Raw genomic sequence first — 25,277 nt, 5'->3', positions numbered from 1 at the left:
TTATTCCCCTTCAATAAAATAAAGCCGCTCTCCCTCCGTGATCAAGGACTGCCCCTGCGTCAAATCAACCATCCAGGCGATAAAGCTCTCGGCCTCGCCGTCCAGCGGCAAGCAGGTCAATGTCACTGTATCGGCAAAGCCCGTCTCTCCCATGCGGACACCGCGGTTGCGGAGCTCGTTCTCTACCTTTCCGAGCCAAGTATAATCCAGTTCCACGAAAACCTCCCGGTGGAGTACTCTCGTAATCGGATCCCCCGACTCAATGGCGGCAACCGCTCCGTCCGTATAAGCCCGAATAAGTCCGCCCGCACCCAGCATGATGCCGCCGAAATACCGGGTGACGACGATCGCTATATTTTTCCGCCCCTGGCTGCGGATCACTTCCAGAATCGGCTTGCCGGCCGTACCGCTCGGTTCCCCGTCATCGGACTGCTTCTGGATTTCGTCCCGCTCGCCGATCATGTAGGCGGAGCAGTTATGCGTCGCGTTCCAATGCTTCTTCTTGATGTCTTCAATAAATGCGATGGCTTCCTCCTCGGTCGCAACCGGCATCACATGACCGATGAATCGGGATTTCTTGATGACGATTTCCTTGGAGCCTGCCTGACGCACCGTCTTGTAACGATCCAACATGAATGAATAACCACCCCTTACTATCGGGCTCTCTACCCCGAAGCGGCATAACAAGCAATGCCCGCATATGGATGCAAGCTTCCGCGGGTGAACCCGAGAACGAACAAATTACCAAGAAAGCAGTTCCCGGCACAAAAAAATATGCCGGCGAACTGCTTTCTTCAGCGTCTTGCGTTAAAATTCCATGATGTGTCAGGTTTATTCGGAAAGTCTCGCTTCCAATTCGGCTTTTTCCTTCTCATATCCCGGTTTGCCAAGCAGAGCGAACATATTCTTCTTGTAAGCCTCTACGCCCGGTTGGTCAAACGGGTTCACACCCAACAAGTAGCCGCTGATACCGCATGCCTTTTCGAAAAAGTATACCAGATATCCGAACGAATAGGGAGTGAAATCTGGAATTGTCACAATCAAGTTCGGAACTTGTCCGTCCGTATGGGCCAGCATCGTGCCCTGGAATGCTTTTTTGTTGACGAAATCCAGCGTTTTTCCGGTCAAGAAGTTAAGGCCGTCCAGATCTTCCGGATCCGATTCGATCGTAATGTGCTCGGAAACGTTCTCCACCTGAATGACGGTTTCGAAGATATTGCGGCTGCCTTCCTGAATGAATTGGCCCATGGAGTGCAGATCGGTCGAGAAATCCACCGATGCCGGATAAATGCCCTTGAAGTCCTTGCCTTCGCTCTCGCCGTACAGCTGCTTCCACCATTCGGATACGAAGTGCAGGGAAGGCTCGTAGTTAACCAGAATCTCGATAGCCTTGCCTTTGCGATACAACGCGTTCCGAACAGCGGCATACTGGTACGCTTCGTTCTCGGCAACGTTCGGGCTGCTGTATTCCTTCGCAGCATCAGCCGCGCCTTGCATCATCTCTTCGATGTTGATGCCGGCGGTTGCGATCGGAAGAAGTCCCACGGCCGTCAGTACCGAGTAGCGTCCGCCTACGTCGTCAGGGATCACGAAGGACTCGTAGCCTTCCTCATTGGCAAGCTTCTTGAGTGCGCCCTTCGCTTGGTCCGTTGTCGCGTAGATCCGCTTGCGCGCTTCCTCCTTGCCGTATTTCTTCTCGAGCTCGGCACGGAAGATCCGGAATGCGATGGCCGGCTCCGTCGTTGTGCCCGATTTGGAGATTACGTTGACGGAGAAGTCCTTGCCCTCAATCAGATCAAGCAGATGCTTCACATAAGTGGAGCTGATGTTGTTGCCTGCAAAATATATTTCAGGCGTCTTGCGCTTGTCCTTCGGCAGTTCATTATAGAACGAATGGGACAGCATCTCGATCGCAGCGCGGGCGCCGAGATAGGAGCCGCCGATGCCAATGACGATCAGCACGTCGGAATCGCTCTGGATTTTAGCCGCCGCTTTCTGGATTCGCGCAAATTCTTCTTTATCATAATTCGTTGGAAGGTCGATCCAGCCCAAATAATCGGAGCCGGCGCCTGTGCCTTTATGTAGCTGCTCATGAGCGGTGCGGATCGGCTCCGCGAAATAATCCACCTCGTGTTGATTGACGAAAGTTAGTGCTTTACTATAATCAAATTTGATTTTTTTAGACATGCCTCTAAACCTCCTGTGAATTTAGGAATAGGATACTGTAATTTGATAGGGACCGCAAGGTCCGCAAGCGAACCGTCATGCATTCTTCATCGTTCCTTCGAATCCGGCAATCCGGCGCTTCCTCCGGTGAAGACTGGCTTCGGTTCGGAAACACGTGCTAAGATAGAATGGATCAGGAATCCATAAGCGAAGGTGATAGCTATGAAGAAAATCGGCTTTATCGGGCTCGGCACCATGGGCGCACCCATGGCAGCCAACCTGCTTAAACAGAATTATGACGTTACCGTGTACAACCGGACCAGTGAAAAATGCCGTCCGCTCGCCGAACAGGGTGCTTCCGTTGCGGATACCCCGCGCGAAGCCGCAGAAGGACAAGATGTCGTTATCACGATGGTAAGCAATGATGAATCCATCCGGGACGTCTTCTATGGCGAGAACGGTCTGCTGGGCTCGCTAAGGGAGGGCATGACCGTCATCGACTGCAGCACGATCTCCCCAAGCCTCGTCAAAGAAATTGCGTCCGCCGTTTCCGGACTTGGCGCATCCTTCCTTGACGCGCCCGTAACCGGCAGCAAGCCTGCCGCGATTGACGGAACACTGGTCTTCATGGTCGGCGGCGATGCTGAGGTCATAGCGGCTCAGTCGGACATATTCGAGACGCTTGGCAAAAAGGTTATCCACATGGGCGCGAACGGAAGCGGCGCGGTGGCCAAGCTCGCGCATAATACCATCGTCGGCATCAATAATCTGGCGCTTGCCGAAGGGTTCGCCATTGCCGCCAAATCCGGCATTCCGGCAGATAACTTCCTCGAGCTGGTTCAGCTCGGCTCGGCGGGCAGCAAAGCGGCGGAGCTGAAAGGCCGCAAAATTATCGACGGCGACTTCAGCAATCAATTCTCCTTGGCGCTTATGCTTAAGGACTTGAAGCTGGCATCCTCGCTCACCGACAGTGCCGGCATGCCGTCCCCGATGCTGAATCTGGCGAAGAGCCTGTTCCAGGCCGGAGCCAGCGAAGGCTACGGCGAGGAGGACCTGTCCGCTGTCGTGAAATGCTACGAGGCATGGATCGGCCAGAAAATCGGAGGCACGGAGCTGCAATAAGCTCAAAGCCGAAATCAAAGCCGAGCTCTAAATCCTCAAGTCATGCAATCAGCAAGCTCTAAGCTCTAAGCTCTAAGTAAGCTTTAAGACAAGCTCAAAAGCAAGCTGAGGCAAGCTCAACGTCAGATTGATGCAAGCTGACATATAACGTAATAGCTGGCATCCACATCGTAACGGCTCGTTTCCCTAAGTATCCGTCAATGACACGCGGACCGGGGAACGGGTCTTTTTTTGTGTGATCGACCCACTAGCAAGAATCAGTGATCCCCTGCTGATTTACCGAGCGCGGCAGTCGAAGCTTCGCGCCTTGGATCAGGACGCCGGATAAGAGCAGCAGTAATCGGTAACGGTGCGGATCTCCAGCTTAAAGCTCGAGTTGCCCGGCACGTCGAAGGTGGCGCTCCCCTGAATCTCCCGCCATTCCTGCTCACCCGGAAGAAGAACCCGTAGATCGCCCGACAAGATCTCCATAATTTCCGGGCCGTCCGTGCCAAATTCGTAGCTGCCCGGCAGCATGATGCCCAGCGTTACCTTTTGGCCATCCTCCAAGACCACCGTGCGGCTCGTCACGTTCCCCTCATAATAAATGTTGGCTGCCTTAGTAATCGTAGCATTCTTGAATTGCGACATCGTTCTGCTCCCCTCCAAAATATGTAAAGCAAGATATATGACGACACCCGCATGAAGCGGGTGCCGGTTGATCCTATGGAGTTCGTTCTAAATGAATTACAGCAGCGCTTTGACGCGGCTGACGACATTTTCAACGGTGAAGCCATACTCCGCAATGACACGGTCGCCAGGTGCGGAAGCACCGAAGATGGAGATGCCGAGAATGTCGCCTTTTTCGCCGACGTAACGCTCCCAGCCGAACGGATGGGCCATTTCAACGGCAAGGCGGGCTTTCACGTCCGGAAGCAGGACGGAATCTTTGTAAGCCTGATCCTGGCTGTCGAACAGATCCCAGCTTGGCATGCTGATGACGCGGACATGGATGCCCTCTTCAGCGAGCGCCTCTTGGGCTTTGACCGCAAGCTGCACCTCGGAGCCGGTCGCGATGATTTGCGCCTGCACCTTGCCGCCTTTGGCATCGGATACGACATAAGCGCCGCGTTTGATGCCTTCGCGGGCGTTGTCTACCGTGCCTGCAAGAATCGGCAGGTTCTGACGTGTCAGCACGAGAGCAACCGGACGGTCCGTATTTTCAACCGCATAAGCCCATGCAGCCGACGTTTCGTTGGCATCCGCCGGACGGATCACGGTCAGGCCTGGGATAATGCGCAGGGACGCGAGCTGTTCAATCGGCTCGTGGGTTGGGCCGTCTTCGCCAACCGCGATGCTGTCATGCGTCAGCACGTAAGTTACCGGCAGCTTCATCAGCGCAGCCAGACGAATAGCCGGACGCAGATAATCCGTAAACACGAAGAATGTGCCGCCGAAGATTTTCAATCCGCCATGAAGCGCAATCCCGTTCATCGCGCCGGCCATCGCAAATTCACGAACGCCGTAGTAGACGTTGCGGCCTTCATAGCTTTCAGGCGTAAAGGACGGCAGATCGTTAAGATGCGTCATTGTGGAGCTCTCCAGATCCGCAGAGCCGCCAAGCAGATGAGGCACGCCGGATGTCAGGCCGTTCAGCGCTTTGCCGGATGCAACGCGGGTGGAAACGGCTTTGTCCTCGGCGCTGTATTTCGGAAGATCCTTATCCCAGCCCTCAGCAAGCTTGCCGGATTCGCCGCGCTCGAACTGCGCTGCGAGTTCAGGGTAAGCTTCTTTATATTTCGCGAATTGATCGACCCAAGCTTGGTATGCGGCGATTCCGCGCTCCTTCACTTTGCCGAAATGCTCGCGCACTTCTTCAGGCACATAGAAATCCTCTTCGTATACCCACTTGTAGAATTCCTTGGTCAGCTTCGCTTCCTCGGTTCCGAGCGGGGAGCCGTGCGTACCGCCATGTCCGCCCTTGCCTTGCTTGTTCGGGCTTCCGTAGCCGATGATCGTCTTCACTTCGATCAGCGTCGGACGACCGGTTTCGGCTTTCGCTTCCTCGATCGCTTTCTCAATGGCAGGCAGATCGTTGCCGTCTTCGACGCGCAGCACCTGCCAGCCGTAAGCTTCAAAACGCTTCGCTACATTTTCGGAGAAGGCCAGGCTCAGCTCGCCGTCCAGGGAGATATCGTTGGAATCATACAGCATGATCAGCTTGCCAAGCTTCAGATGGCCAGCCAGGGAAGCCGCTTCGGAAGCAACGCCTTCCATCAGGTCGCCGTCGCCGCAGATCGCGTACGTATAGTGGTCGACAACTTTGAAATCGTCCTTGTTGTAAGTCGCGCCCAGATGCGCTTCCGCCATCGCCATGCCGACTGCCATCGCAACGCCTTGTCCAAGCGGTCCTGTCGTGGCGTCTACGCCTGCCGTATGACCGTATTCCGGATGGCCCGGCGTCTTGCTGCCCCATTGACGGAACTGCTTCAGATCCTCCAGCGAGAGATCATAGCCGCTCAGGTGAAGCAAGCTGTACAGCAGCATGGAACCGTGGCCTGCCGACAGCACAAAGCGGTCGCGGTTAATCCAGCTCGGCTGATCCGGGTTATGGACCATGGTCTTCGCGAACAATTGATAGCCCATTGGCGCAGAGCCCATCGGCATGCCCGGGTGACCGGATTTCGCCTTCTCGATCGCATCGATCGCCAGCGTCCGAATCGTCGCGATGGACAGGTTGTCGATCGTTTGATTATGTTCAGTTGTCATGATTCGTCCTCCTCAAATCTTCTCCGTCGTAAGCTTCGAATATGAAGTCATCTTACGCCCCTTCGGCCCTGTTATGTAGCAATGAGGGCAGTTAGGAATGTTGAGAATATCATTTTGACTCTTATTGTATCACCAGACGTGATTCATTTCCATAACGTAATTTTCGTTGTTTTCCAAATTGACACAAAAGCCGCGAATGTCCCTCCTGCATTATTTCCTTTATTAGACGGGTTATAACCGTGAGAAGCAAATCTTAAACGAGCCGCTGGAAATAAGGCCCGGGAATCCACTCCCCAGGAAAACATCAGGACGTTCCAGACTCCCGAATACGCCTGCCGTTTTAGGCTCCGTCCATCCCCAAGCTGGCTTCCTTGTACGAAAAAAAAGCCCCGGTCCAGACACAAATGGTCTGGCCGGAGCCTTCGGATTGGCATTCAAGCTCATCGGCGGGTTCCCCGCTTCTTGGCCTGGAGGAGGCGATCCATGGAGGAGCCTCCTCCCGCTGCCGGCCCGGTTCCCTCGGGCCGGCGCTCTCCGCCCCCGGTGCCTTCGGCGGCGGGGGCGGCGGAGGCGGCGCGCTTCCGCGGCGCGCGCCCTCCCCTGCGGCCGGCTTCGCCTTCGCCGGCCGCTCTCCCGCAGCGGGGCTGCCCCCCGCGGTGCGGTGCGCGTGCCTCCGGCTGGGCCTTGCGGCCCCCAGCCGGAGCCGCGCCGGGCGCCGGGGCGGGGTTCCCGCCCCCGGCGGAAGCGCCTGCGCCGCTGCGCTCCTGCGCGGGCGGCGCCTTGGCCGGCGGCGATGCCTGGCCGCCGCCGTAGAAGGTGGCGGCGCGGGCTTTGCGCGCCGCCAGCCGCTCGAGGCCGGTGCGCTGCCCGGCCTCGCCGGCGGGAGCCGGCCGCCTGCGGAGCAGGGCGGCCAGGCGGGCGCCGAGGGCGGCCCATGGCAGCGCCAGGCGCCGCACGGCGATGTCGGCGACCCACAGCAGAAGGGCCGCAACTAACAGCGGATAGCTCCAGTCATGCAGCTGCATCCGGGAAGCCGCCTTCCCGTCAAATACCTCCTTGGGGTTATCCCAGGACAGCACGCGTCCGCCCGTAAGCTCAGCAAGACGGGTCAGCCCTTCCTCGCCGTCCCCGGACGAGATCCGGTATTCCGGCGAATAAGGGACGACAAAGCCCGTTCCCGGCGCTGCCGCTCTCGATCCGTCTCCACTCGCATCCTCGAGCGAAAGGAGGAAAGCGCCCGGCTTCGTCACATTCACAAGCCCTGTATAACGGCCCGGCGCCTCCTGAACCAGCTCCACCTTCTGCTCGCCGGCTTCGTCATCTCCAATGACCGCATTCAGCTTCTCGGGCGGCTTCTCCCCGTTGGTCGTTACCTGCAGCCTCACCTGGTTCCCGGCCGTTTCCGTCGTAACCTCATAGGGTGAGGAGGTAAACTGCGGGAACGTCCATTTTACGATCTCCGTCAGCGTATCCGCAAAGGCGTTCCAGGACACCCATTCCTTCGACCATTTCCCGCTTAAATCGCTCGTCCATGCCACGCTCCGGCCCGAGCCGTACTGCCAGCGGGCGAGCACCGGATCCGGCTCCGGGCTGGCCAGCACCGTCTGAGCCGTCGACTTCGGCGTTGTCGCCACATAACCGTACAGCCCCGGGACGCCCTCTTGAAACAGGCTTGCCCAGTCTCCCGCCTGCTGAAGCGCGGGGACGAACGGCTTATCGACAATATAAGACTTGGCCATCATGACGGCCTCCCGGCTGAAAATCGCTGGCAGCGTCGTTTCGTCCTCCACGAAGTAGAAGCGTCCCTTGGCGGCTTCCGCCAAGGTTTGCAGCAGGTTGACGTCTGCATCCATGCCGACCGCTACCGAGGACATCGTGATTTTATTCTTCACCATTGTATCGGTCAAATCCTGATATCCCGAATTGAAGGCCGACTGGCCGTCCGTCATCAGAATGATATGCCTGCGCTGGGATTTAATCTTCAGCATCTCATCCAAGGCGGATGAAACCGCCGGATAAATATTCGTGCCGCCGTTGCTCGGGATCGACTGGATGCTGCTGATGATCTCTTCCTTATTTTCCAGCGTCTGAGGGGGCACCACCCACCAAGGCGCGTCGTCGAAAGCGACCACCCCGACCGTATCCTTCGGCCTGAGGAGCTCCACCGTGCGCATCGCGGATTCTTTCGCAAGCTCGATCTTTTCCCCGCTCATGCTTCCCGAGCGGTCAATGACCAGAATCAGCCCGAGCGATGGGATTTCCCGCTTGCCCTCAAGCTCCATGGACACTGGCAGCGCCTTCTCGATCGGCGTCTTGAAATAGCCGCCCATCCCGAAGCTGTCTTCGCCGCCGGCCATCATGAACCCGATGCCGAAGCTGCGAACCGCCTGTTCGATCAGCTCCATTTGTTTTCCACCGACACGGCTGCCCGAAACATCGTTGAATATGATGCTGTCATAAGCGGCGTACTTCGCGGCATCGAGCGGCAGCAGCTCCGGCGGAATGACCTCGGTACCGATCATGCCGGACTCAAGAGCCGCCGTAATGTTGCCGGAGGTCCCCGGGGTGCCTTCAACGATCAGCACCCTCGGCGGTCCGTCGACCCGGGTAAAATCAAATGCGGCATTGTTGGCCGCAGATTCATCCCCGTCCATGAATATTTCAGCCCGGTACCTGTGAAGACCCGGGTTCTTGGCAAGTCCCTTGATCGCAAAACGGTTCTCCCCCGGCGATACCTCCACGCGTTCCCGTCCGATTTCCCGGTTGTCCTCATAAATGCGTAGCTCACCGGCGGTTTTGAAGGTGCTGCGAATGAGCGCCTCCACATAGAAGGATTCCGCTTGGTAGAGCTTCTCCGGCACCTTCAGCTCCTCGACGGCGACATCCCGGATCTCTTGCTTCGGAGCCGGGAGGACATCCACCGCGATGCCTCGATCCTTCAGCAGCCTTCCGGCGGCCGTCATGCTTCCGACATTCTCTTCCCCATCGGAGATCAGCACGATTCGGGAATCGCCGTTTCCATCCAGAAGGCTTCCGGCAAGCTGCAGGCCCGATTCCAGTCCCGTGAACCGCCCTTCAAGCAGCGCATCCAGCGACGCGCCGGCCGACCCGTCCGCCGAGAGACGCCGCTCCACTGCGCCTTCGAGGCCCGTGGAGACGACCGCGGTTGTATCCTCTTCCCCTTTGGCTGCAATGGACTCGCCGATCCAGCTTGTGATCCGTGACGGGTCTCCCATGCTGTCCGATCGGTCCGCCAAAAAGACGACCTGTTTATCCCGCAGCACGGTGAACCCGTGCAGGCCCGACAGCATGAAGATGAGCAGCAAAATGACCAAGGTTCTCAGACCCAGCGCCAGCTTCCGCCGAAAGCCGCTTAACCGGAAATCCGACCGGTATGCATAATACAGAAAGATCCCTGCCGGGATCAGCAGCAGCAGCAACCATGGATGACTAAATTGAACGCCCACGCTGGTACACCCCCCATTCTGCAGCGATCACGGCCAGCGCCAGCGCAGCAAGCCAAGGCATAAGCGAACCGGCCTGGCTGGCCGCTCTGCGCTGCTCTGCAGCCGAAGCGCCGCTGCCTTGATCTCCTCCGCCGGACGCTGCGCCAGAGCCGGTCTGGCTCACCGCCGGACCTTGCGTCGTGCTCAGGTCCGCTTCGTACGGATCAGCCGTCACCGCAAGCCAATACGACGTCGTCTCTACCGCTTCGTTCTGTTGTTCGAACGCATACAGTCCCGGAACGTCCGGTACCGTCTGCACCGTTGAAATGCCGCTCTCGCTCCGCTGCACCTCGACGGTATCCGGTCCGTCCGCAAGAGCAAGCCCGCTCTTGGGTACCCACTTGGCGGATACCGCATCAGCCGCTACAGGAATATCCGCCTGGGCCCCGGCCAGGAATCGCCCAAGCCCGGTCCCTGAGCCGGAAGTCATCCAATCGAGTGCATTATTCACCAATACCGGGAATTCAGGCGACAGAGGCAGATCGCTGTCCTGCAGCAGGAACTGGAAGGACAATCTCGGGCGGCCTTCCGCCACACCGGCATATACGAGCGGCTGCTCCCCCAGCCGGATAACCGGCTCTCCCCAAGCCGGCTGCTGATCGATCAGCTTGCCGAAATAAACGCCCGACATGGTCAGATACGAAGTGAGCGGATGCCGGGCCAGGACAGGCCGCCCGCCCTCGCTCCCGACCTTCGGTCCATCTCCGCCGATAGTCCACAGCGGCGTTTGCCGGGCCAGTTCTGCCCATTTCCCCTGCGTGAAGCCCTCTGGAATGCTTCCGTCCATAACAAGCAGATCGAATTCGCCGTCCGGAACAGGTGGAATATCCGGTTCTGTACGGTCATTCTTGTTTTCTGCGCCTTGACCGCCTTCGTCCTGACCGCCTTCCCCTTGTCTTCCCGAAGCTTGGTCGCCTTGACCACCGGCTGATCCGTTCACGGCGATCCGAGTCACTTCCGCTCCGCTTAGCTGCAGCGCCTTCTCCAGAAACAGATTGCCTGAGGTTAACAGCAGCACCCTTGCGGAGCTGCGGCCGGTTCCGAAGGCAAATGATTCATTATCGGCCGCATAGCCATCTTCGGATGCCAGCTCGAGCCGGTAGACCTCCGCAAACGGAAGATCGGAGAAGGATGCCGTCGCCTTCTTCTTGGGTTCGAGCTCAACGACTCTGCTCGCGAGCAGCTGGCTGTCTCCGTACAGATTTACCTCGACGGAGGAGGCCCCCTCCGCGTTCGAGCTGACCACCGCAACGCCTTCGTACGAAGATCCTGTCCCCCCCTTCGGAGAAACGCCGAACTGCTCGATCGATGCGTTGTGTTTTGCCGCCCCCTGGATCGTCTCCACCGATACCGGCACCTGGAAGGCTATCGGGACCGGATCCTGCCGCCAATGGCTGTCCGTAAATATGACAACCTCAGCATCGGGTTCCTCCCTTGTCAATGCCGCGGCAAGCGAGAGCGTCTCCCGATACGATGCCGTTCCGTAATAAGGATGCAGCGCTTCAATCGCTTCATCGATCGCGCCCCGGTCGCTTTCATGGGATACATGCGTTACAGGGCTGGATCCGGTCGACAGCAGCGTGATCTCACTCCGTCTCCCCTGATCCCGAACGTAGGCCTTCAAGCGCTCCTTCATCTGTTCCAATCGGGAGGAGTCCTCTCCTTCCCCGCTGCCTTCAGTCTGCATCTGCGCGCTCATGCTGCCCGAGGTATCGGCAACGATGACGATATGTGCGCTGCCTCCGGACACCTGCATAAAGGGCTGCATCAGCGCGAAGACCATCAACGCGGCAGCCAGAAGCTGAAGCCACAGCAGAAGCCGGTTCTGCAGCTTCTGCCACGGCCTGTTGGCCTCCAGGTTTTTAAGCACTCGCTCCCACAACAGGTGGCTGGGAACCGTTGTATCCACATATTTTCGTTTGAACATATACATCAGCATGATGGCCGGCAGCGTTAGACCGAACCATAGGCTCATCCATGATTGAATCCCCACAAACACGTTCCCTCCTTACTCCCATACCGCAATCTTGTTCACGCGGCGCGGCCCGCGGGACCACTCACCTTGCTCGTACTCGCCACTGGCGTTACTCCATGGGCACAACTTCCTAACACGCACTCGCTCCCTGGTGGCAGTCCACGGCACAACTTGCCTGCTCGGACTCACTCCCTGGTGGCGGCCCGCGGGCACCACTTGCCTTGCTCGCACTCGCTCCCTGGTGGCAGCCCGCCTAGGACACTGTGCGTTTCCCCCTGTGCGCACGATGCATAATTCGAGGCATGCTGGATCGCTCTTGAGGCTTGCCCGAAGCCTGCAGCCACCTTACCATCGCCCTTACTGCCGCAGCCCGGCAAGCCCTTCCGGGAAAGTGCGGGCGGTCCGTAGTTTAGAACGAGCAGCCCGCTATGGCTCCACGGGTTGAAGCCTAGCTGGATGCAGCAGATGCTAGCTTGAGACTACTCCCGCACCCGCCAGCACGCCAAACATGGCATCCCGCAGCGGCATGTCGGCCGGAATGAGCACGTAGGTCATCCCGCGCTCCGCACAGACGCCGGACAGCATATGGCGGTAACGCTCCAGCTCGGCTTTGTACGCTTCCAGCACCTTGCCCGTCAAGGCTACTTCCTTCCCGCTGTGCGTCTCGCTGTCAATCAGGCGAAGATCGCCGGTCAGCTTGGGGTCGAGCTCCTCCCGGGACAAAATATGGACCAGCACAACCTCCTGCCCGCTGCCGGCCAGCAGGGACAGCGCCCTGAGCAGCTCATCCTCGCCGCCTTCGAGCCAAAAATCCGAAAACACCCAGGTCATGCCCGGATGCCTTGGCAGCGCGCCGGGCTGTCCGAGCGCAGCGGCAAGGCTCCCTTCACCGCCGGTCTGCGCGCCCTGCAAGAACGAGAACAGCCGGTGCGCCGAACCTTTGCCCCGCATCACGGGCAGGCGGGCGGACAAGGTGCGGCTGTAGCAGGCAATCTGAAGCCGGTCGTATGAGGAGAGCGCCATGTATCCGACGCTTGCCGCCAGCTGGCGGGCAAGCCGCCATTTGGGGCTGCCGTGGACCGCCTGATCCGCCGCTCCCTCCGGACGTTCCCCTTCCGCAGACGATATCACCGCTCCCATCGATGCGGAGCAATCGACGAAGATGCTGACCGTCAGCTCCTGTTCGTCCATGAACTGGCGGACAAACGCTTTACCGGTACGGGAATACACGTCCCAGTCGAACCTGCGCACATCGTCGCCGGGCGTGTACAGGCGATAATCGGCGAATTCGAGCGAGGAGCCGAGGCGGCGGGACCGCCGCTTCCCCTGCTGGGTTCCCGCAACCCGCCGCTTCGCGGACAGCGTGAGCCGCTCAAGCCGCGGAAGCCATTCCGGCAGAAGCAAATGACCGGCGCCGCTCACGCGGAGGCCTCCAGCGCCTGCAGCACCTCTTGGATGACCTGATCCGTCGTCATTCCGATCGCCTGCCCCTCAAAGTTCAGGAACAGCCTGTGGCGCAGCGCTGGCAGCGCGACCGCTCGGATATCCCCGGTGGATACATGCATCCGCCCGCTGCACAACGCCCGGACCTTGCCGACCGAGATGATGGACTGAATGCCGCGGGGACCGGAGCCGAATTGGACGTATTTTTTGACCGCCTCCGGCGCGGACGCCTCCTCAGGATGCGTCATCATGAGCAGTCGGACCGCATAATCCAGTATTTCATCCGCGACCAGCACTTCCTTCGCCCCCCGCTGGATCTCCAGCAGGTCATCGCCCGTCATTTGCCGCTCGACCTGGAACGTATGCGACGACGTTGTCCGCTTTACGATCTCCTTCAATTCGTCGGCACTTGGATAAGATACTTCAATCTTCAGCAGGAACCGGTCCAGCTGCGCTTCCGGCAAGGGATAGGTTCCCTCGTTCTCGAGCGGGTTTTGCGTAGCCAATACGAAGAAGGGGTTAGGCAGACGGTGCGTTTCCCCGCCTACCGTCACCGTCTTCTCCTGCATGGCCTCGAGCAGGGCCGACTGAGTTTTCGGCGTAGCCCGGTTAATCTCATCAGCCAGCACGATGCTGCTGAAGAGCGGCCCCTTTTGAAAGGTCATCCCCGTGCTTCCATGCTGCCCGAACGACAAAATATTCGTGCCCGTAATGTCGCTCGGCATTAAGTCCGGCGTGAATTGGATCCGGGAGAACGACAGGTCCAGCGCATCGGAGACGGTGCGGACGAGCATCGTTTTTCCTAGTCCCGGTATCCCCTCCAGAAGGGCATGGCCTCCGGCAAAGATACACCAGAGCATTTGCTCCACGACCTCCTGCTGTCCGACAATGACCTTGCCGATATGTTCCCTCAGTCCAGAAATGCTCTCCATCCATTCCTGGGGTCTCACTGCAATATCCGACATGGATTAAACCTCCGTCTTCTAAATAAATTCAACGTTCGCTGCAGCCGGTTATTTAGCCGCTAAAGCCTCACGGATTCGGATTGATCTGGATGAAATATTCCTCCACCAACCCCTGCATTTGATCAGGCAGCTGATTGCGGTCCAGCGTGTTTTTGGCTTTGGACTCATAATCCCGGTACACTTCCTCGTACGGACGCGACGTGCCGGGAATGGTCGGCGATATGCCGCCCTTCTGGATATCGCCGCCGGAGCCGTTAAGCTCTCCCGAATCGTTCTGGACGTTGCCGCCGCCCTTGTAATTTCGAGGAATCGTGACAAGCTCGCGCCCTCCGCTGCCGAGCCCTGCGCCGCTTCCTACCCCGTTGCCGGAACCCGAACCGGTGCCGCTGCCAGACCCAGCCCCTGAACCCGAGCCGCTGCCAGAACCGGAGCCACTGCCTGCGCCTTGGCCGCTCCCCGATCCCTGCTGGTCCGAACCCGCGCCGGAACCGGAGCCGCCGTTCTCACTCTGCTCTCCCGAGCTTTCCCCAAGGCCAGCCTGCGCCAGCGCCTCCGCGCTTCCGCCGTTTGCCCAAGCGTCCGACACCGACATACCTCCTGCCTTCATCTGATCCGCCATGGCCAATCCCTGTGATGCGAGGGATGAGGCCAAGGCCGCTGCCGCTTCCGACTGGCTCTCCGAAGCAGCCTTTGCCAGCGCCGTTTCGGCCAGCTCTTCAGCCAGCTTCTGCAGCTCCTCTTCGAGTTCTTTCGGCAGCTTGCCTTCTTTTAGCGCCTCGGCCGCTTTGGACAACGCCTTTTCCAATTCTTCATTTCCCTGCTGCTTGGCCGCTTCCTCCGCAAGCTTTTTCAGGGCATCCGATAAACGGTCTTTCTCTTCCTGCGGCATTTTCTTGACTTGCTCGGATACCTTCTTCATCTCCTGCTTGACCTCTTCGGACTTTCCTTCTTCAAGCTTCTTACCCGCTTCGGACAGCGCCTTCTGCTGCTGCATTTGCTTGGCGAGCTCGGATAAGGCCTTGGCCTTCTCCTCCTGCTGCTTCGCCAGCTTCTCCAGCTCCTCCATCGCCTTTTCAATCTTCTCCAGCGCCTGCTCGGGCTGCTTTTCTTTAGCCAGCGCTTGCCTCAGTTCGTCCAGCTTCTCTTTCAGCTTTTGCCGATCGACCGGGTCCAGCGTCTCCTTCTCCAGCTGTTCGGCGAGCTTTTCCGTTTTGGCGGCCTGCTCCTGAATCCACTTCTTCTGTTCCTTTGCCGCCTCCACCTTTTTATCCATCGGGTTCGGGATCAGCGCCAGGACCACAACGGCGACCAGACCAACGGCGCAGATCAGCAGCTGACGGTTACGGCGGGGGGAGGGAAGACGCTCGGGCAATTGCTCCGTGAATCGCTTGCCGTAAGCTTCCGCCTGCTCCCGCTGCCAGCGGGCGGCCGCTGAATCTTCCTCCCGGAAGGACAAAGCGGTCACCATCATATCGCTTCGCTCGGGGCCCCCGGATGCCTGATCCATTGCCGCCGCCGCGTCCATCGCCGGAATCCGGCTAAGCCATCCCCAAAGAAGACCCGCAAGGAGGCCGGCCGCCGGAATGGCAGCCGCCACGATGTTCATCCACGATATCGGCACGAAACGCCCGATGATCAGCAGGAGCAGCGAAACCGCAAAGCCTGCCGCGAGTCCGTACAGCGCATAAGCGATGGCCCGGAAGCGCTGCAGCCGCCGGCGTGCCGCCTCGATTGCGCGCATGATGTTGTCCACTTATTTCTCCTCCTTCAGATCCTTCAAATGCTTTCAGGTCAGATCCGTTGCATAACCTTCATTACATACCATTTTCGGACGTACTGTGATCCTGCGGAAGCTGTTCGGCAGGCTCCTCACCCTTTCTTCGCCGAGCGACAGGCCGGATGTTCCGAATGGCAATCCAGAGCGCGAGCACGATAACGACCGAGTACACAATGACAAACTCGAGCCACAGCTCAATCGGCGCTTTGCTGTTCAGATTGCCGCCATAGAGCAGAAAGGCCTCCTTCGAGAACGAAGAGTCGAACAGGCTCATCATCGCTCCGGCCGGATTCAAGCCCAGCAGATAGCCGACCCAGGAGTGGGTGCCTGCGACAGGAGGCTGTCCTGTCACATACATATTCCGCTGCTCGATGCCCATAAAGAACAAATAGAGAAGACCCGTCACCAAGAAAATGATAAGTCCCACGCCATATGTCACGATGATGGCCACAATCGTCCGTTTGAACAGCGTCGAGAACATGACGCCGAGCGCTCCAAGTAGCAGCATCACAAACAGATAGAATAGAAAGACCGATATCAGCTGCTTCGGCGATATGCCGCCATACAGAAACACGATGCTGTACACCGGCAGCGTCGCCAGCACGATCAGCGCCATGAAGCTGAGCGCGGACACCAGCTTGCTGAGCACGATCGTTGACGAGCTTTGCTGGGTCGTCAGCAGCATGCTCAGCGTCTGCTTCTCGCGCTCGCTGCTGATGACGCCGGCCGTCAATGCCGGGGCCATGAAGGCGATCAGCACCAGCTGGGCAAAGCTCAGCACATAGAACATCATCTGGCTTACCTGCGGATCGAACCGCTGCGGTCCCCGGTTGCCCAAATACAGAAACAAATAAATGAAACCCATCGCAATCGTGCCGAGCGCCAGTATATAAAACAACACCGACAGCATTGAACGGGTCGAACGCATCCGCAGCCGGAATTCCTTGTCGATTACCGGATTGATCAATCTTCTGCTCCAATTCATTCGCGCGGGCCTCCTTTCGTAATTTCGAGAAATACGTCCTCCAGATTACTCTGTGCTTCCTGGAACGAGACAATCGGGATTTCCCAGGAGATCACCTTCCGCAGAAGCTCGCTCTGCTGTACATCGTCGCCGCTGTAATGAACGTGAACCCCGGTGTTGTCCGTCAAGACGGACGTCACAAGCGGCTCATCCCGCAGCTTTTCGGCCAGCTCCTCACCTCGCTCGAGCGTGCGGATATGGATGACTTTTGTAACCCGCAGACGGTTCTGGATATCGGATACCTTGCCCTGCGCCACCATTTCGCCGTGCTCAATGACGCCGATTTCATCCACCATTTCCGCCAGCTCCGGCAAAATATGCGATGAGATGATAATCGTCTTGCCCATCTGCTTCAATTCCTTCAGAATTTCGCGCATTTCGATCCGCGCCCGCGGATCGAGCCCCGACGCCGGCTCATCCAGAATGAGGACCTCCGGATCATGAACAAGACAGCGGGCAAGGCATAATCGCTGCTTCATCCCCCGCGAGAGGCTGTCTACATACGTATCCGCCTTATCGGTCAGGTTAACCAGCTCCAGCAGCTGCGGAATGAGCTGCTCGCGCTCGGCGCGGGGAATCCCGTAGCTCGCTCCATAAAAATGCAAATACTCCGTAGCTTTCAGCTGATCATAAACGCCGAAGAAATCCGGCATATAGCCGATCCGTTTGCGAACTTCCTTCGGATGCCGGGTAACATCGTAGCCGCCTACCTTGGCGACACCGGAGGTTGGCAGCATCAGCGTAGCCAAAATCGACATCGTCGTCGATTTGCCTGCCCCGTTCGGTCCGACGAATCCGAATACGGTACCCTTCTCAATGTAGAGGCTGATATCCTTTAATGCATGGAATGTTCCGTATCGTTTGCTCAGATTCCGAATCTCGATCATGGCTTAACCTCCCCCTTTACAGACAGCTCCGGCATTTGGAAATTGGTTTGATCGTTAGCATTCAGCATGAACCGGATGCGGTTGTTCAAGATATACCGTTCAGGGTTCTCCGTGACCTTCAGCTCATTCCCGGATCCATTGACCGGCTCCCACTCATTCTTCTGCGCATTCCAGATTTCCATCTTGACATTGTTGTTTGGCTTGATGCCTTTAATGGAAAATTCGGAATAGACGACCTCCTGGTCGGAAATCAGCGGGAATTCCGCAATGAGGGAACCTTGCCCAAGCTCGATGCCATTTCCATATGCATTGAATATCGGTGCGTTCACCTGTGAAATTTCCGGTGCGAGGAAGCCGTAAGGAACGTTAATCTTCCCGCTTGTGCCCCATGTCATGGCCACCGGCTGTACCCAGAAATTCAACTGGTCGCTTCGTACCGCTTGCTTCTTGAGTGTATAATTCGTCAAGTGTTCGGTGTTCCATCCGAGAACAAACGCTTTGTCGGTGTTGACCGTTCCTTTCGAAAAGGTGTAGTTGGATATAATGTCCCGCTGTCTATATTTGTCATCGTTCTGCGAGTACGGGTACAGCATTCCGGCGATATCCCCGCCCATGAAGTTCAAAATCTGCTTCGGATCCTGAGGGATCGGAGCGGATCCTCCTTTCGGAATATCGCCAAGCTTATAGCCTTTGCCCCCGATTACCAGCACCACTTCGGTAAGATCGCCGGTCGTGTCGTTCATGACCGTTCCCGACAGCTGCCCCTTGGCATCCAGCTTCAAATCCGTCTCCATCCGTCCGAGCTCCTCGGGGCTCCCGGATTCGGCCCACACCTTGGCGAGCGACCACTGGGACATATCGCGCAGTTCTACCGTCGTCGAGTCCGGGTTCTTTCGGACAAAGCTCTTGCTCTCGTCCATTCCTCCGCCGAAAGAGGAACGGGAACCTGACGTTCTCAAATACATGCCGCTCGGAAATTCCAGCTCATAATTGCCGCTGCGCGGGGTAAAGAACGCGGTGGCCGTCGTTTTGACAGCACTGCCGTGGCCGTTCATCTCAACGATATTGATCGTATGCGCCAATTCCTTGGTCTTGTCAGCGGAACCGGCCATATACACCGCGCCGCTGGCGATGAAGGCGATGATCGGGATCAGGAACCAGGCCCATTCCCGTTTGTCGAACTTTTTCAAGATAAAATAGAGCACCGGCGCCACAACGACGGCGTAAATGATGAGCATCCACAGCAGCGGTGTAAATGAAGGCATCGATAAGGACGGAAAATAGTCCAGCACATAGTTCAGATTGTCGATCAGCGGGTTGTAGTACATATTTTGCGACCCGACCGGCAGACTGCCTTGCAAGACGGATGTCCATACAGCCGGATGACCGGCCCATGAGCTGACCGGCTCCATGGCCAGATCGTATGCCGCATACTGCACCTTGCCCTGACCATAGTCGTGGACGGCAACGAGCGGTTCATTTGAAGCTTGCATCTCCGTTTTCGCATCCTTTACCGGAGTGGCCGTGGAGATGGTAAAGTCCCCGTCCAGCTTCAGCGGCTTGCCGCCAAGCTTCTCCAGCTCCGGCAGCGCTGTAACTGCCGTCGTACCGTCAGCCGTTACCGGCGCAATCTCGGCAAACGGTGACGCCGTCTTGGCATAGCCTGCTCCGCCTGCGAGAACGAGCGTCCCTCCGCCGTTCACCCAGCCGACAATCGCTTGACGCTGCGGCTCCGACAGCGTATCGGATGCAAAATTGTTGATAACCAGCACATCAAGCCCGCTTAGCAGCATGGCGTCAACCGGAATGCCCGCCGCCTTCAACGGTATAATGTTGACGCTCGTGCCTTTGCCGTTGAGCACGTTCATGAAATTCATGGTGTCCGGGTCATCCGACAGCACGCCGATCAGGGCTCCGTTATACGGATTCGCCTGCACGTAATTTTTTCCGGATGCAAACGGGATCGGCTTCCCCTTCTTATAAGATTCCTCATAGAACAGAATCTGGTTGTTATCTTTATTCAGGATCGTGCCCGGCAGCCCGAGGACGACTTCCTTCGGTGTATCCTTCGGCAGCTCGACATGCTGCACGTAGGAGGTATGAAAGCCTGCGCCGTTCTGGCTCTGTATCTGTAAGACGATATCGCCGGAGATGTCCTGGTCGCTCGTAAGCGTCAGCTTGAGCGGGTTCCATTTATCAAACTTTACCTTACCTTCATAACCGACTTCACTCTTGATGGAAATGCCGGGCCCGTCGGCAAAGACCAGCTGCGCCGGCAGGGCCAAAGACAGCATGGCTGTGATCAGCAGCGCAGCAAGCGGCAGCATCATCCGCATTCTTCGTGTATAAAACGACAACTGATGATTCCCCTCTCCCAATGTTTAATGTTTTTTTGATGATGTAATCCCTGGTGTTCCCCTTACTTCCATCTGCGTATAAGCAGCATTCTGGAGCAATCTGTAACCGATCTCGCGGTTCGAATATAAAGACGAGTCCATATTGGAAAAAGTTTGACCTTTTTTTCCGTTACCGGTTCAAAAAAGTCGCGTTCCGATCCAAACCATTCCATAAAATGATCCCCTGCATGTAAAAAATCCCGCCCCAAAAAGGAGCGGGATCTTCAGTCAATCCATTGCAGCGTTAAAGTGTCAGGCTGCTCCATTGTAGTACGTGTCGAGACTATATGGATGACTTCGCTAAGCTGATTATTTTGTACGTTTAGTTAAATACAACCGTCTTGTTGTTATGCACCAAAATCCGATCCTCAACATGCCATTTCACGGCTCTTGCCAGCACAACGCGTTCAATCGTACGGCCGATGCGCTTGAGCTCGTTGACGTCGTCGCGATGGCTCACCCGCTGTACGTCCTGCTCGATGATCGGACCTCCGTCAAGCTCTTCGGTTACGTAGTGAGCAGTGGCACCGATGATTTTGACACCCCGGTTATAAGCTTGTGCATAAGGCTTGCCGCCGACAAATGCAGGCAGGAAGGAATGATGGATGTTAATGATCCGGTTGCGGTAATGCTCGATGAACGTCGGCGAAATAATTTGCATATAGCGCGCCAAAATGATGACGTCGATATCGTCGCCGATCGTCTCCAGCTGCCGCTTCTCCGCCTCCTGCTTCGTCTCCGGCGTTACCGGAATATGGTGATACGGAATGCCGAAGGATTCCACGTACTCCCTCATGTCCGGGTGATTGCTCACGACCAGGGCGATATCGGCATCAAGATCTCCCGCCTGCCATTGCCAGAGAAGCTCTACGAGGCAGTGATCCTCTTTGGAAACGAATATCGCAAGGCGCTTTTTGCGCGCGGCATGGTAAATTTTCCATTCCATCCTGAATTGGTCCGCAATTGGGCGGAACGATTCCTCCAGCTGCGGCAGCTTGGACGTAAGATCCTCCAGGTCAAACTCGACGCGGATAAAGAACATGCCGCCGTCAGGATCCATGGTGTACTGGTCCGACTGCACGATGTTCGCGCCATGCTGATACAGAAACTGGGAGACCGCCGCTACAATCCCTGGTCCGTCCGGGCAGGAGATGAGCATACGGGCTCGGTTAGGATATTGGTCCGCAGGGGATGGCCGGTCTTTCTTGATGTGAATTTCCATAAGTCTTGGTGATCCTCCTCTATATCTAATACATCATTCTAAACAAGGGTAATACATTATCTTTCGTTATAACAGCTTCATTCATCCGCGGATGCACATCTGTCGGTTATCCATGCTCATTCATACGAGGGATGCACATCACTCGGCCATGCTCAATCTGTCGAGGAATGCATCGCATCATCGCTTCAGTTAGTACATGCTCATCCTTACGGGGAATGCATCATGATTTCCGCATTCATCATCCATCATTCAGCTCGTGCATCCGCGAGACCCGGAAGCTCTTCCAGCGGAGGATTCGTGTCATCCACTGTGTTGGCGCTCCCGGACCGCACTGGATGCCGGTATTAGCCATACTGTTCCCGTACCATTGGCCAGCCGCCCAGCTTGCTGCTGTAAATTCGATTTCAGGCGATTAAGCCGTAAGGGAAGCTCCGGACAAATAGGCGATCAGCCGCTGGTTGACCTGCTCTTCCGAAAGCTCAGGGAACAGCTCGGCGGACATCACCATATCGTATAAGCGTTCCATCGGCTCGCGAGGATCGGCTTTTTTGGCCTTAGCATCGTTTTTCAACAAATTCCATGTATCCAGTACGAACGAACGGGATTCGATGCCTTCCTTCGCAAAAAATTCATGCAGCTGTTCGACCTGCTGAATGAATGCTTGTCCAAAGCGTTGCTCCACATCACCGCGCAGCAGCGCGATTTCGATCTCATACATAGGACGCTGCGTCTTCGGATCCTTCCCGATCCACGGCGTCTCAAGGATGAACGGACGGCCTTGGAGCTTCTCATGATGGACGATCCTGTGAATCGCATCGTATCCGATCCAGCCTGTTCCGATCGGGGTGTGGCGGTCTTTGGCCGCGCCGCGCGGGTTTTTGCTGTCGTTAATGTGAACCACCGTCAACCGGTCGAGGCCAATCACTTGATCAAACTTCTCCAGGACACCGTCCAGATCGTCGACGATGTCATAGCCTGCATCGTGAATGTGACATGTATCCAGGCAGATCGCCAGCCGGTCGTTATATTTTACCTTATCGATAATTGAAGCAATCTCTTCGAAGGAGCGCCCCATCTCGGTGCCTTTGCCGGCCATCGTCTCCAAAGCGATATGCACTTCCGTCTCATCGGTACCGCCAAGAACCTCATTCAGGCCTTCGGCGATCCGGTCAATGCCGTATTCTGCATCCTTATCGGTGTATGCTCCCGGGTGAAGCACGATGTTCTTCACGCCAACGGCATGGGTGCGCCGGATCTCCTCTTGAAGGAAGCTCACTGCAAGCTCATACGTGTTCGGCTTGTACGAGCCGAGATTGATAATATAAGGCGCATGCACCACAATCTCCTCAATGCCGCATTCCTGCATGGCCAGCTTGCCTTCCTCGATAAACATCGATTCAATCGGCTTGCGCCGTGTATTTTGCGGAGCGCCGGTATATATCATGAACGAACTGGAGCCGTATGATTTAGCCTCTGTCGCTGCAGTCAGCAACCCCTTGTCCGAAAAGGACACATGGGACCCGATTTTCAACATAAAATTTCCCCCTTTGTGACACACAATTACACCTATTTTAGCTTGTATATCGAAATAAATCTAGAAATGCGTTATAATTCTCATGAAACTGTCATGTGACAAAAATCGTTCGAGGTGATATACAAGATGAAGAGCACAGGGGCCGTCTTGGGGTATTTGTCGTCCAGCGCGCCGCCGTCATGGTTCATGAATACCATCGCGTTCTGGGGATGGGTCATGCTCGGACTGATGGGCATCGGTGGATTTTTCATGTTCCGCAAGTTCCTGAAGGTGCTGCCGAAGGCCGACGGCAAATCCAAGCTGGATTGGCAAAATTACTGGGTGGAACGGAGCCGCCCGCTGTGGACGGATGAATCCAAGGCCTTTTTGGACGAGCTGGTTCAGCCGGTTCCCGGTCCATTCCGCGATATCGCCAAGCACTCGATTGCAGCCGAGATCGGCAAGATCGCCGTCGAATCCGGGGCAACCGAAGTAACCCGCGACCACTGCATTAAAGGCTACATCGTAGCCACGCCGAAGCGCGACTACAAATTCTTGATGAATTTCCTCCAGAAGAAAAATATCGATTATACACCGTATCAGCATCTCATTAATAAATGATTGCTTATAATTCTAACGATAGTATCATACTGAAAGCTGGAAGAACTGCAATCTGGGCTGTTCCAAAAGGTCATGAAATATTGACCATTTGGAACAGCCCTATTTTTTAGGATCTGCAAAATATGAGAGCGGATAAAAGACGAGTTGAAGTTCCTCAGCCGAATGCGACTGGTTTGCAGACAAAGAACTACAACTGGGGACGTGAAATCCAGTAAATTGTTGGCTTACGATCTAAACCAACTGCTGACGGTTAGCTACTGTCTGATCCAGCAAGTTATGTTTAATATTTTTTCCTAAGTTTTTGTAACTTTTTTTATTTTTTTCGGGTTTATATATATTACATGTCTACAGTAGGTAATATTGATGGAGTCTATGGAACTAACACGGTTTCCGCAGTAAGGTCATTTCAGACACGACACCGACAAGGGTTAACATCAGATGGGGTAACTGGATCTAGCACTTGGAATGAGATGGGGCGGTACACTGTTTACCCATCCCCTAGTTCCCCCAATTTTTACTATCAACATCCAGGGAGCACAACCTATAGAACTAATTATTCTTTCTTTCCAAACGGAGGAGGCGGTACAAATTGTCATTAGGTGTTAGTCTATAGATCAGGCTCAGGCGGTGTGGTAAATGAAGGTCTAGTATATAGTAACTAGAAATAAAAAAATGGAAGGAAGTGCAAATTTCCAATGAATAAAAAACTAAGCATATTACTGTCTACAGTATTATTAGTTGGTGGTGGAGCTTTACACTGCATTTGCTACAGAAAAAACTGGTTATGATATTCAAAATGAAGACGCACGTGAGATAGTTGAGACTACAACACCTGACGATACAGTTAACAACAAAATCACCTTTCAGGATATTAGTGCAATCCCAGAAGATGAAATTCACATCCCTCTTAATTTAGCGAAACAGACAGCCACATTATCATCCAGTGAAGTAAACCAAAATCCAATTGTGGACTTGGTAGGAGCCTATTCCACAAATAATGGAATAGGCTTTGAAATAGTAGCTAACTATAATCTTAGTAGTGGTGCTGCGGTTGATTTAATTCAATCTGCATCAAATGTTACTCAACAGGAAGCAATAGATTATTACAACTCGGGAATTTATTCAGACGCAAATATAAATGTCTCAAATATAAATGGACTGCCAGCAATATTGGTTGAGGGCCAACATAGAAAGGTTATTCACATAATATCAAATGACTACGTCTATTCAGTACTTACAGTATTCGATGAAGTAAGTATAGATTACTTACTTGAAGTCGCTAAACAAATTAATTTAAAAATCTGATTTGTGAGGATTCAATGTTAATAATCTTTGCCATGTACCTGCCAATGCTTATAATTAAACTCATCATTGAACGCAAGACGAATCTGATTATCTTAACAGAATATCACGGATCGGGCTTCATCGAATCTATGCTAATTTTTCAGGTTGGCCAACTCAAAGACAAGGATCATCCCGTGATTATGTTCAAGCAGTTCAAGCAGTTCAAGCAGTTCAAGCAAATATGTGGTCAACGGGGTACATGTCAACTGTAGGCTCCATCGATGGACAGTACGGATCAAACACTGTTTCGGCCGTGAAATCATTTCAATCCCGACAAGGATTAGCATCCGATGGAATAACCGGGCCGAGCACTTGTGATGAGATGGGGAATTACACCATTTATCCAAATCCTACTAAAAGCTTTTACTATCAGCACCCAGGTAGTACAACCCTATAGAACTAACTATGCTTACGAAACAAACGGTATTGGCGAGAAATCGTTTCTTTGGCTTCTAGTCTATAGGAACTGAAGCGGTGGAGTGGTAGATAGTGGCGTTGTTTATTATGAATAGATTTAATAAAGTGATTATGATAAATGAATAAAAGGTTATGATCACTACTAATCTCT

General features: G+C 55.4%; 19 protein-coding genes. 5 read left to right on the top strand and 14 right to left on the bottom strand.

The window, feature by feature from the left end:
• Entirely contained in the window at positions 1-633 is a 633-nt protein-coding gene (locus NST44_RS11140) for a YigZ family protein (protein WP_007127182.1), read from the bottom strand.
• Positions 634-831: 198 nt separating this feature from the next.
• On the bottom strand, positions 832-2,187 hold the full coding sequence (locus NST44_RS11135) for a glucose-6-phosphate isomerase (protein WP_077567930.1): 1,356 nt from the start codon (positions 2,185-2,187) through the stop codon (positions 832-834).
• A gap of 201 nt (positions 2,188-2,388) precedes the next feature.
• Here NST44_RS11135 and NST44_RS11130 point away from each other — a divergent pair, with 201 nt between their 5' ends.
• A complete protein-coding gene (locus NST44_RS11130; RefSeq protein WP_213613772.1) occupies positions 2,389-3,288 on the top strand; it encodes an NAD(P)-dependent oxidoreductase in 900 nt (299 codons plus the stop codon).
• A 312-nt stretch (positions 3,289-3,600) separates the two neighbouring features.
• Here the strand turns inward: NST44_RS11130 and ppnP are convergent, their stop codons facing one another.
• The 12 genes from ppnP to NST44_RS11070 form a co-directional block, all read right to left on the bottom strand.
• Entirely contained in the window at positions 3,601-3,918 is a 318-nt protein-coding gene (gene ppnP / locus NST44_RS11125; protein WP_007127179.1) for a pyrimidine/purine nucleoside phosphorylase, read from the bottom strand.
• Positions 3,919-4,014: 96 nt separating this feature from the next.
• Positions 4,015-6,036 (bottom strand): transketolase, encoded by a 2,022-nt coding sequence (gene tkt, locus NST44_RS11120; RefSeq protein ID WP_007127178.1) that lies wholly within the window; start codon positions 6,034-6,036, stop codon positions 4,015-4,017.
• Between the two features lie 440 nt (positions 6,037-6,476).
• Entirely contained in the window at positions 6,477-9,503 is a 3,027-nt protein-coding gene (locus NST44_RS11115; RefSeq protein ID WP_340899401.1) for a VWA domain-containing protein, read from the bottom strand.
• The gene (locus tag NST44_RS11110) at positions 9,487-11,535 is read right to left on the bottom strand and encodes a vWA domain-containing protein (RefSeq protein ID WP_340899399.1); all 2,049 of its coding nucleotides are present in this window, start codon (positions 11,533-11,535) and stop codon (positions 9,487-9,489) included. Before NST44_RS11110 ends, NST44_RS11115 begins: the two co-directional genes overlap by 17 nt.
• 450 nt (positions 11,536-11,985) lie before the next feature.
• Positions 11,986-12,939, bottom strand: a complete 954-nt coding sequence (locus tag NST44_RS11105; protein WP_340899397.1) for a DUF58 domain-containing protein — start codon at positions 12,937-12,939, stop codon at positions 11,986-11,988.
• Positions 12,936-13,925, bottom strand: coding sequence for an AAA family ATPase (locus tag NST44_RS11100; protein ID WP_007132421.1), 990 nt, complete (start codon positions 13,923-13,925; stop codon positions 12,936-12,938). Before NST44_RS11100 ends, NST44_RS11105 begins: the two co-directional genes overlap by 4 nt.
• A gap of 67 nt (positions 13,926-13,992) precedes the next feature.
• Positions 13,993-15,678, bottom strand: a complete 1,686-nt coding sequence (locus NST44_RS11095; protein WP_213613779.1) for a phage tail tape measure protein — start codon at positions 15,676-15,678, stop codon at positions 13,993-13,995.
• Between the two features lie 61 nt (positions 15,679-15,739).
• Complete coding sequence (locus tag NST44_RS11090; RefSeq protein WP_213613781.1) at positions 15,740-16,687, bottom strand: ABC transporter permease; 948 nt, start codon at positions 16,685-16,687, stop codon at positions 15,740-15,742.
• Positions 16,684-17,613: an ABC transporter ATP-binding protein gene (locus tag NST44_RS11085; RefSeq protein ID WP_007132418.1), complete on the bottom strand. Its 930-nt coding sequence runs from the start codon at positions 17,611-17,613 to the stop codon at positions 16,684-16,686. The genes NST44_RS11090 and NST44_RS11085 overlap by 4 nt, the downstream gene beginning before the upstream one ends.
• Positions 17,610-19,970 (bottom strand): hypothetical protein, encoded by a 2,361-nt coding sequence (locus NST44_RS11080; RefSeq protein ID WP_213613783.1) that lies wholly within the window; start codon positions 19,968-19,970, stop codon positions 17,610-17,612. The genes NST44_RS11085 and NST44_RS11080 overlap by 4 nt, the downstream gene beginning before the upstream one ends.
• 361 nt (positions 19,971-20,331) lie before the next feature.
• Positions 20,332-21,231: a formyltetrahydrofolate deformylase gene (gene purU / locus NST44_RS11075; RefSeq protein WP_007132416.1), complete on the bottom strand. Its 900-nt coding sequence runs from the start codon at positions 21,229-21,231 to the stop codon at positions 20,332-20,334.
• Between the two features lie 412 nt (positions 21,232-21,643).
• Complete coding sequence (locus NST44_RS11070) at positions 21,644-22,765, bottom strand: deoxyribonuclease IV (RefSeq protein WP_007132415.1); 1,122 nt, start codon at positions 22,763-22,765, stop codon at positions 21,644-21,646.
• Positions 22,766-22,891: 126 nt separating this feature from the next.
• Between NST44_RS11070 and NST44_RS11065 the strand changes: the two genes are divergently transcribed.
• The 4 genes from NST44_RS11065 to NST44_RS11050 all read left to right on the top strand — a co-directional run bounded on the left by NST44_RS11065 (position 22,892) and on the right by NST44_RS11050 (position 25,106).
• Positions 22,892-23,365 carry a DUF2621 domain-containing protein gene (locus tag NST44_RS11065; RefSeq protein ID WP_007132414.1) on the top strand — a complete coding sequence of 158 codons (474 nt, stop codon included), beginning with the start codon at positions 22,892-22,894 and terminating at the stop codon, positions 23,363-23,365.
• Positions 23,366-23,706: 341 nt separating this feature from the next.
• Entirely contained in the window at positions 23,707-23,964 is a 258-nt protein-coding gene (locus NST44_RS11060; protein ID WP_084046851.1) for a peptidoglycan-binding domain-containing protein, read from the top strand.
• A gap of 139 nt (positions 23,965-24,103) precedes the next feature.
• Positions 24,104-24,670, top strand: a complete 567-nt coding sequence (locus tag NST44_RS11055) for a hypothetical protein (protein ID WP_213613785.1) — start codon at positions 24,104-24,106, stop codon at positions 24,668-24,670.
• 100 nt (positions 24,671-24,770) lie between these two features.
• A complete protein-coding gene (locus NST44_RS11050; RefSeq protein WP_340901430.1) occupies positions 24,771-25,106 on the top strand; it encodes a peptidoglycan-binding domain-containing protein in 336 nt (111 codons plus the stop codon).
• The last annotated feature ends 171 nt before the right edge of the window (positions 25,107-25,277 follow it).

It is taken from the genome of Paenibacillus sp. FSL W8-0919, from assembly GCF_038003785.1.
GTDB lineage: Bacteria > Bacillota > Bacilli > Paenibacillales > Paenibacillaceae > Paenibacillus_AQ > Paenibacillus_AQ lactis.
This window is presented reverse-complemented; position numbering and strand designations above follow the sequence as displayed.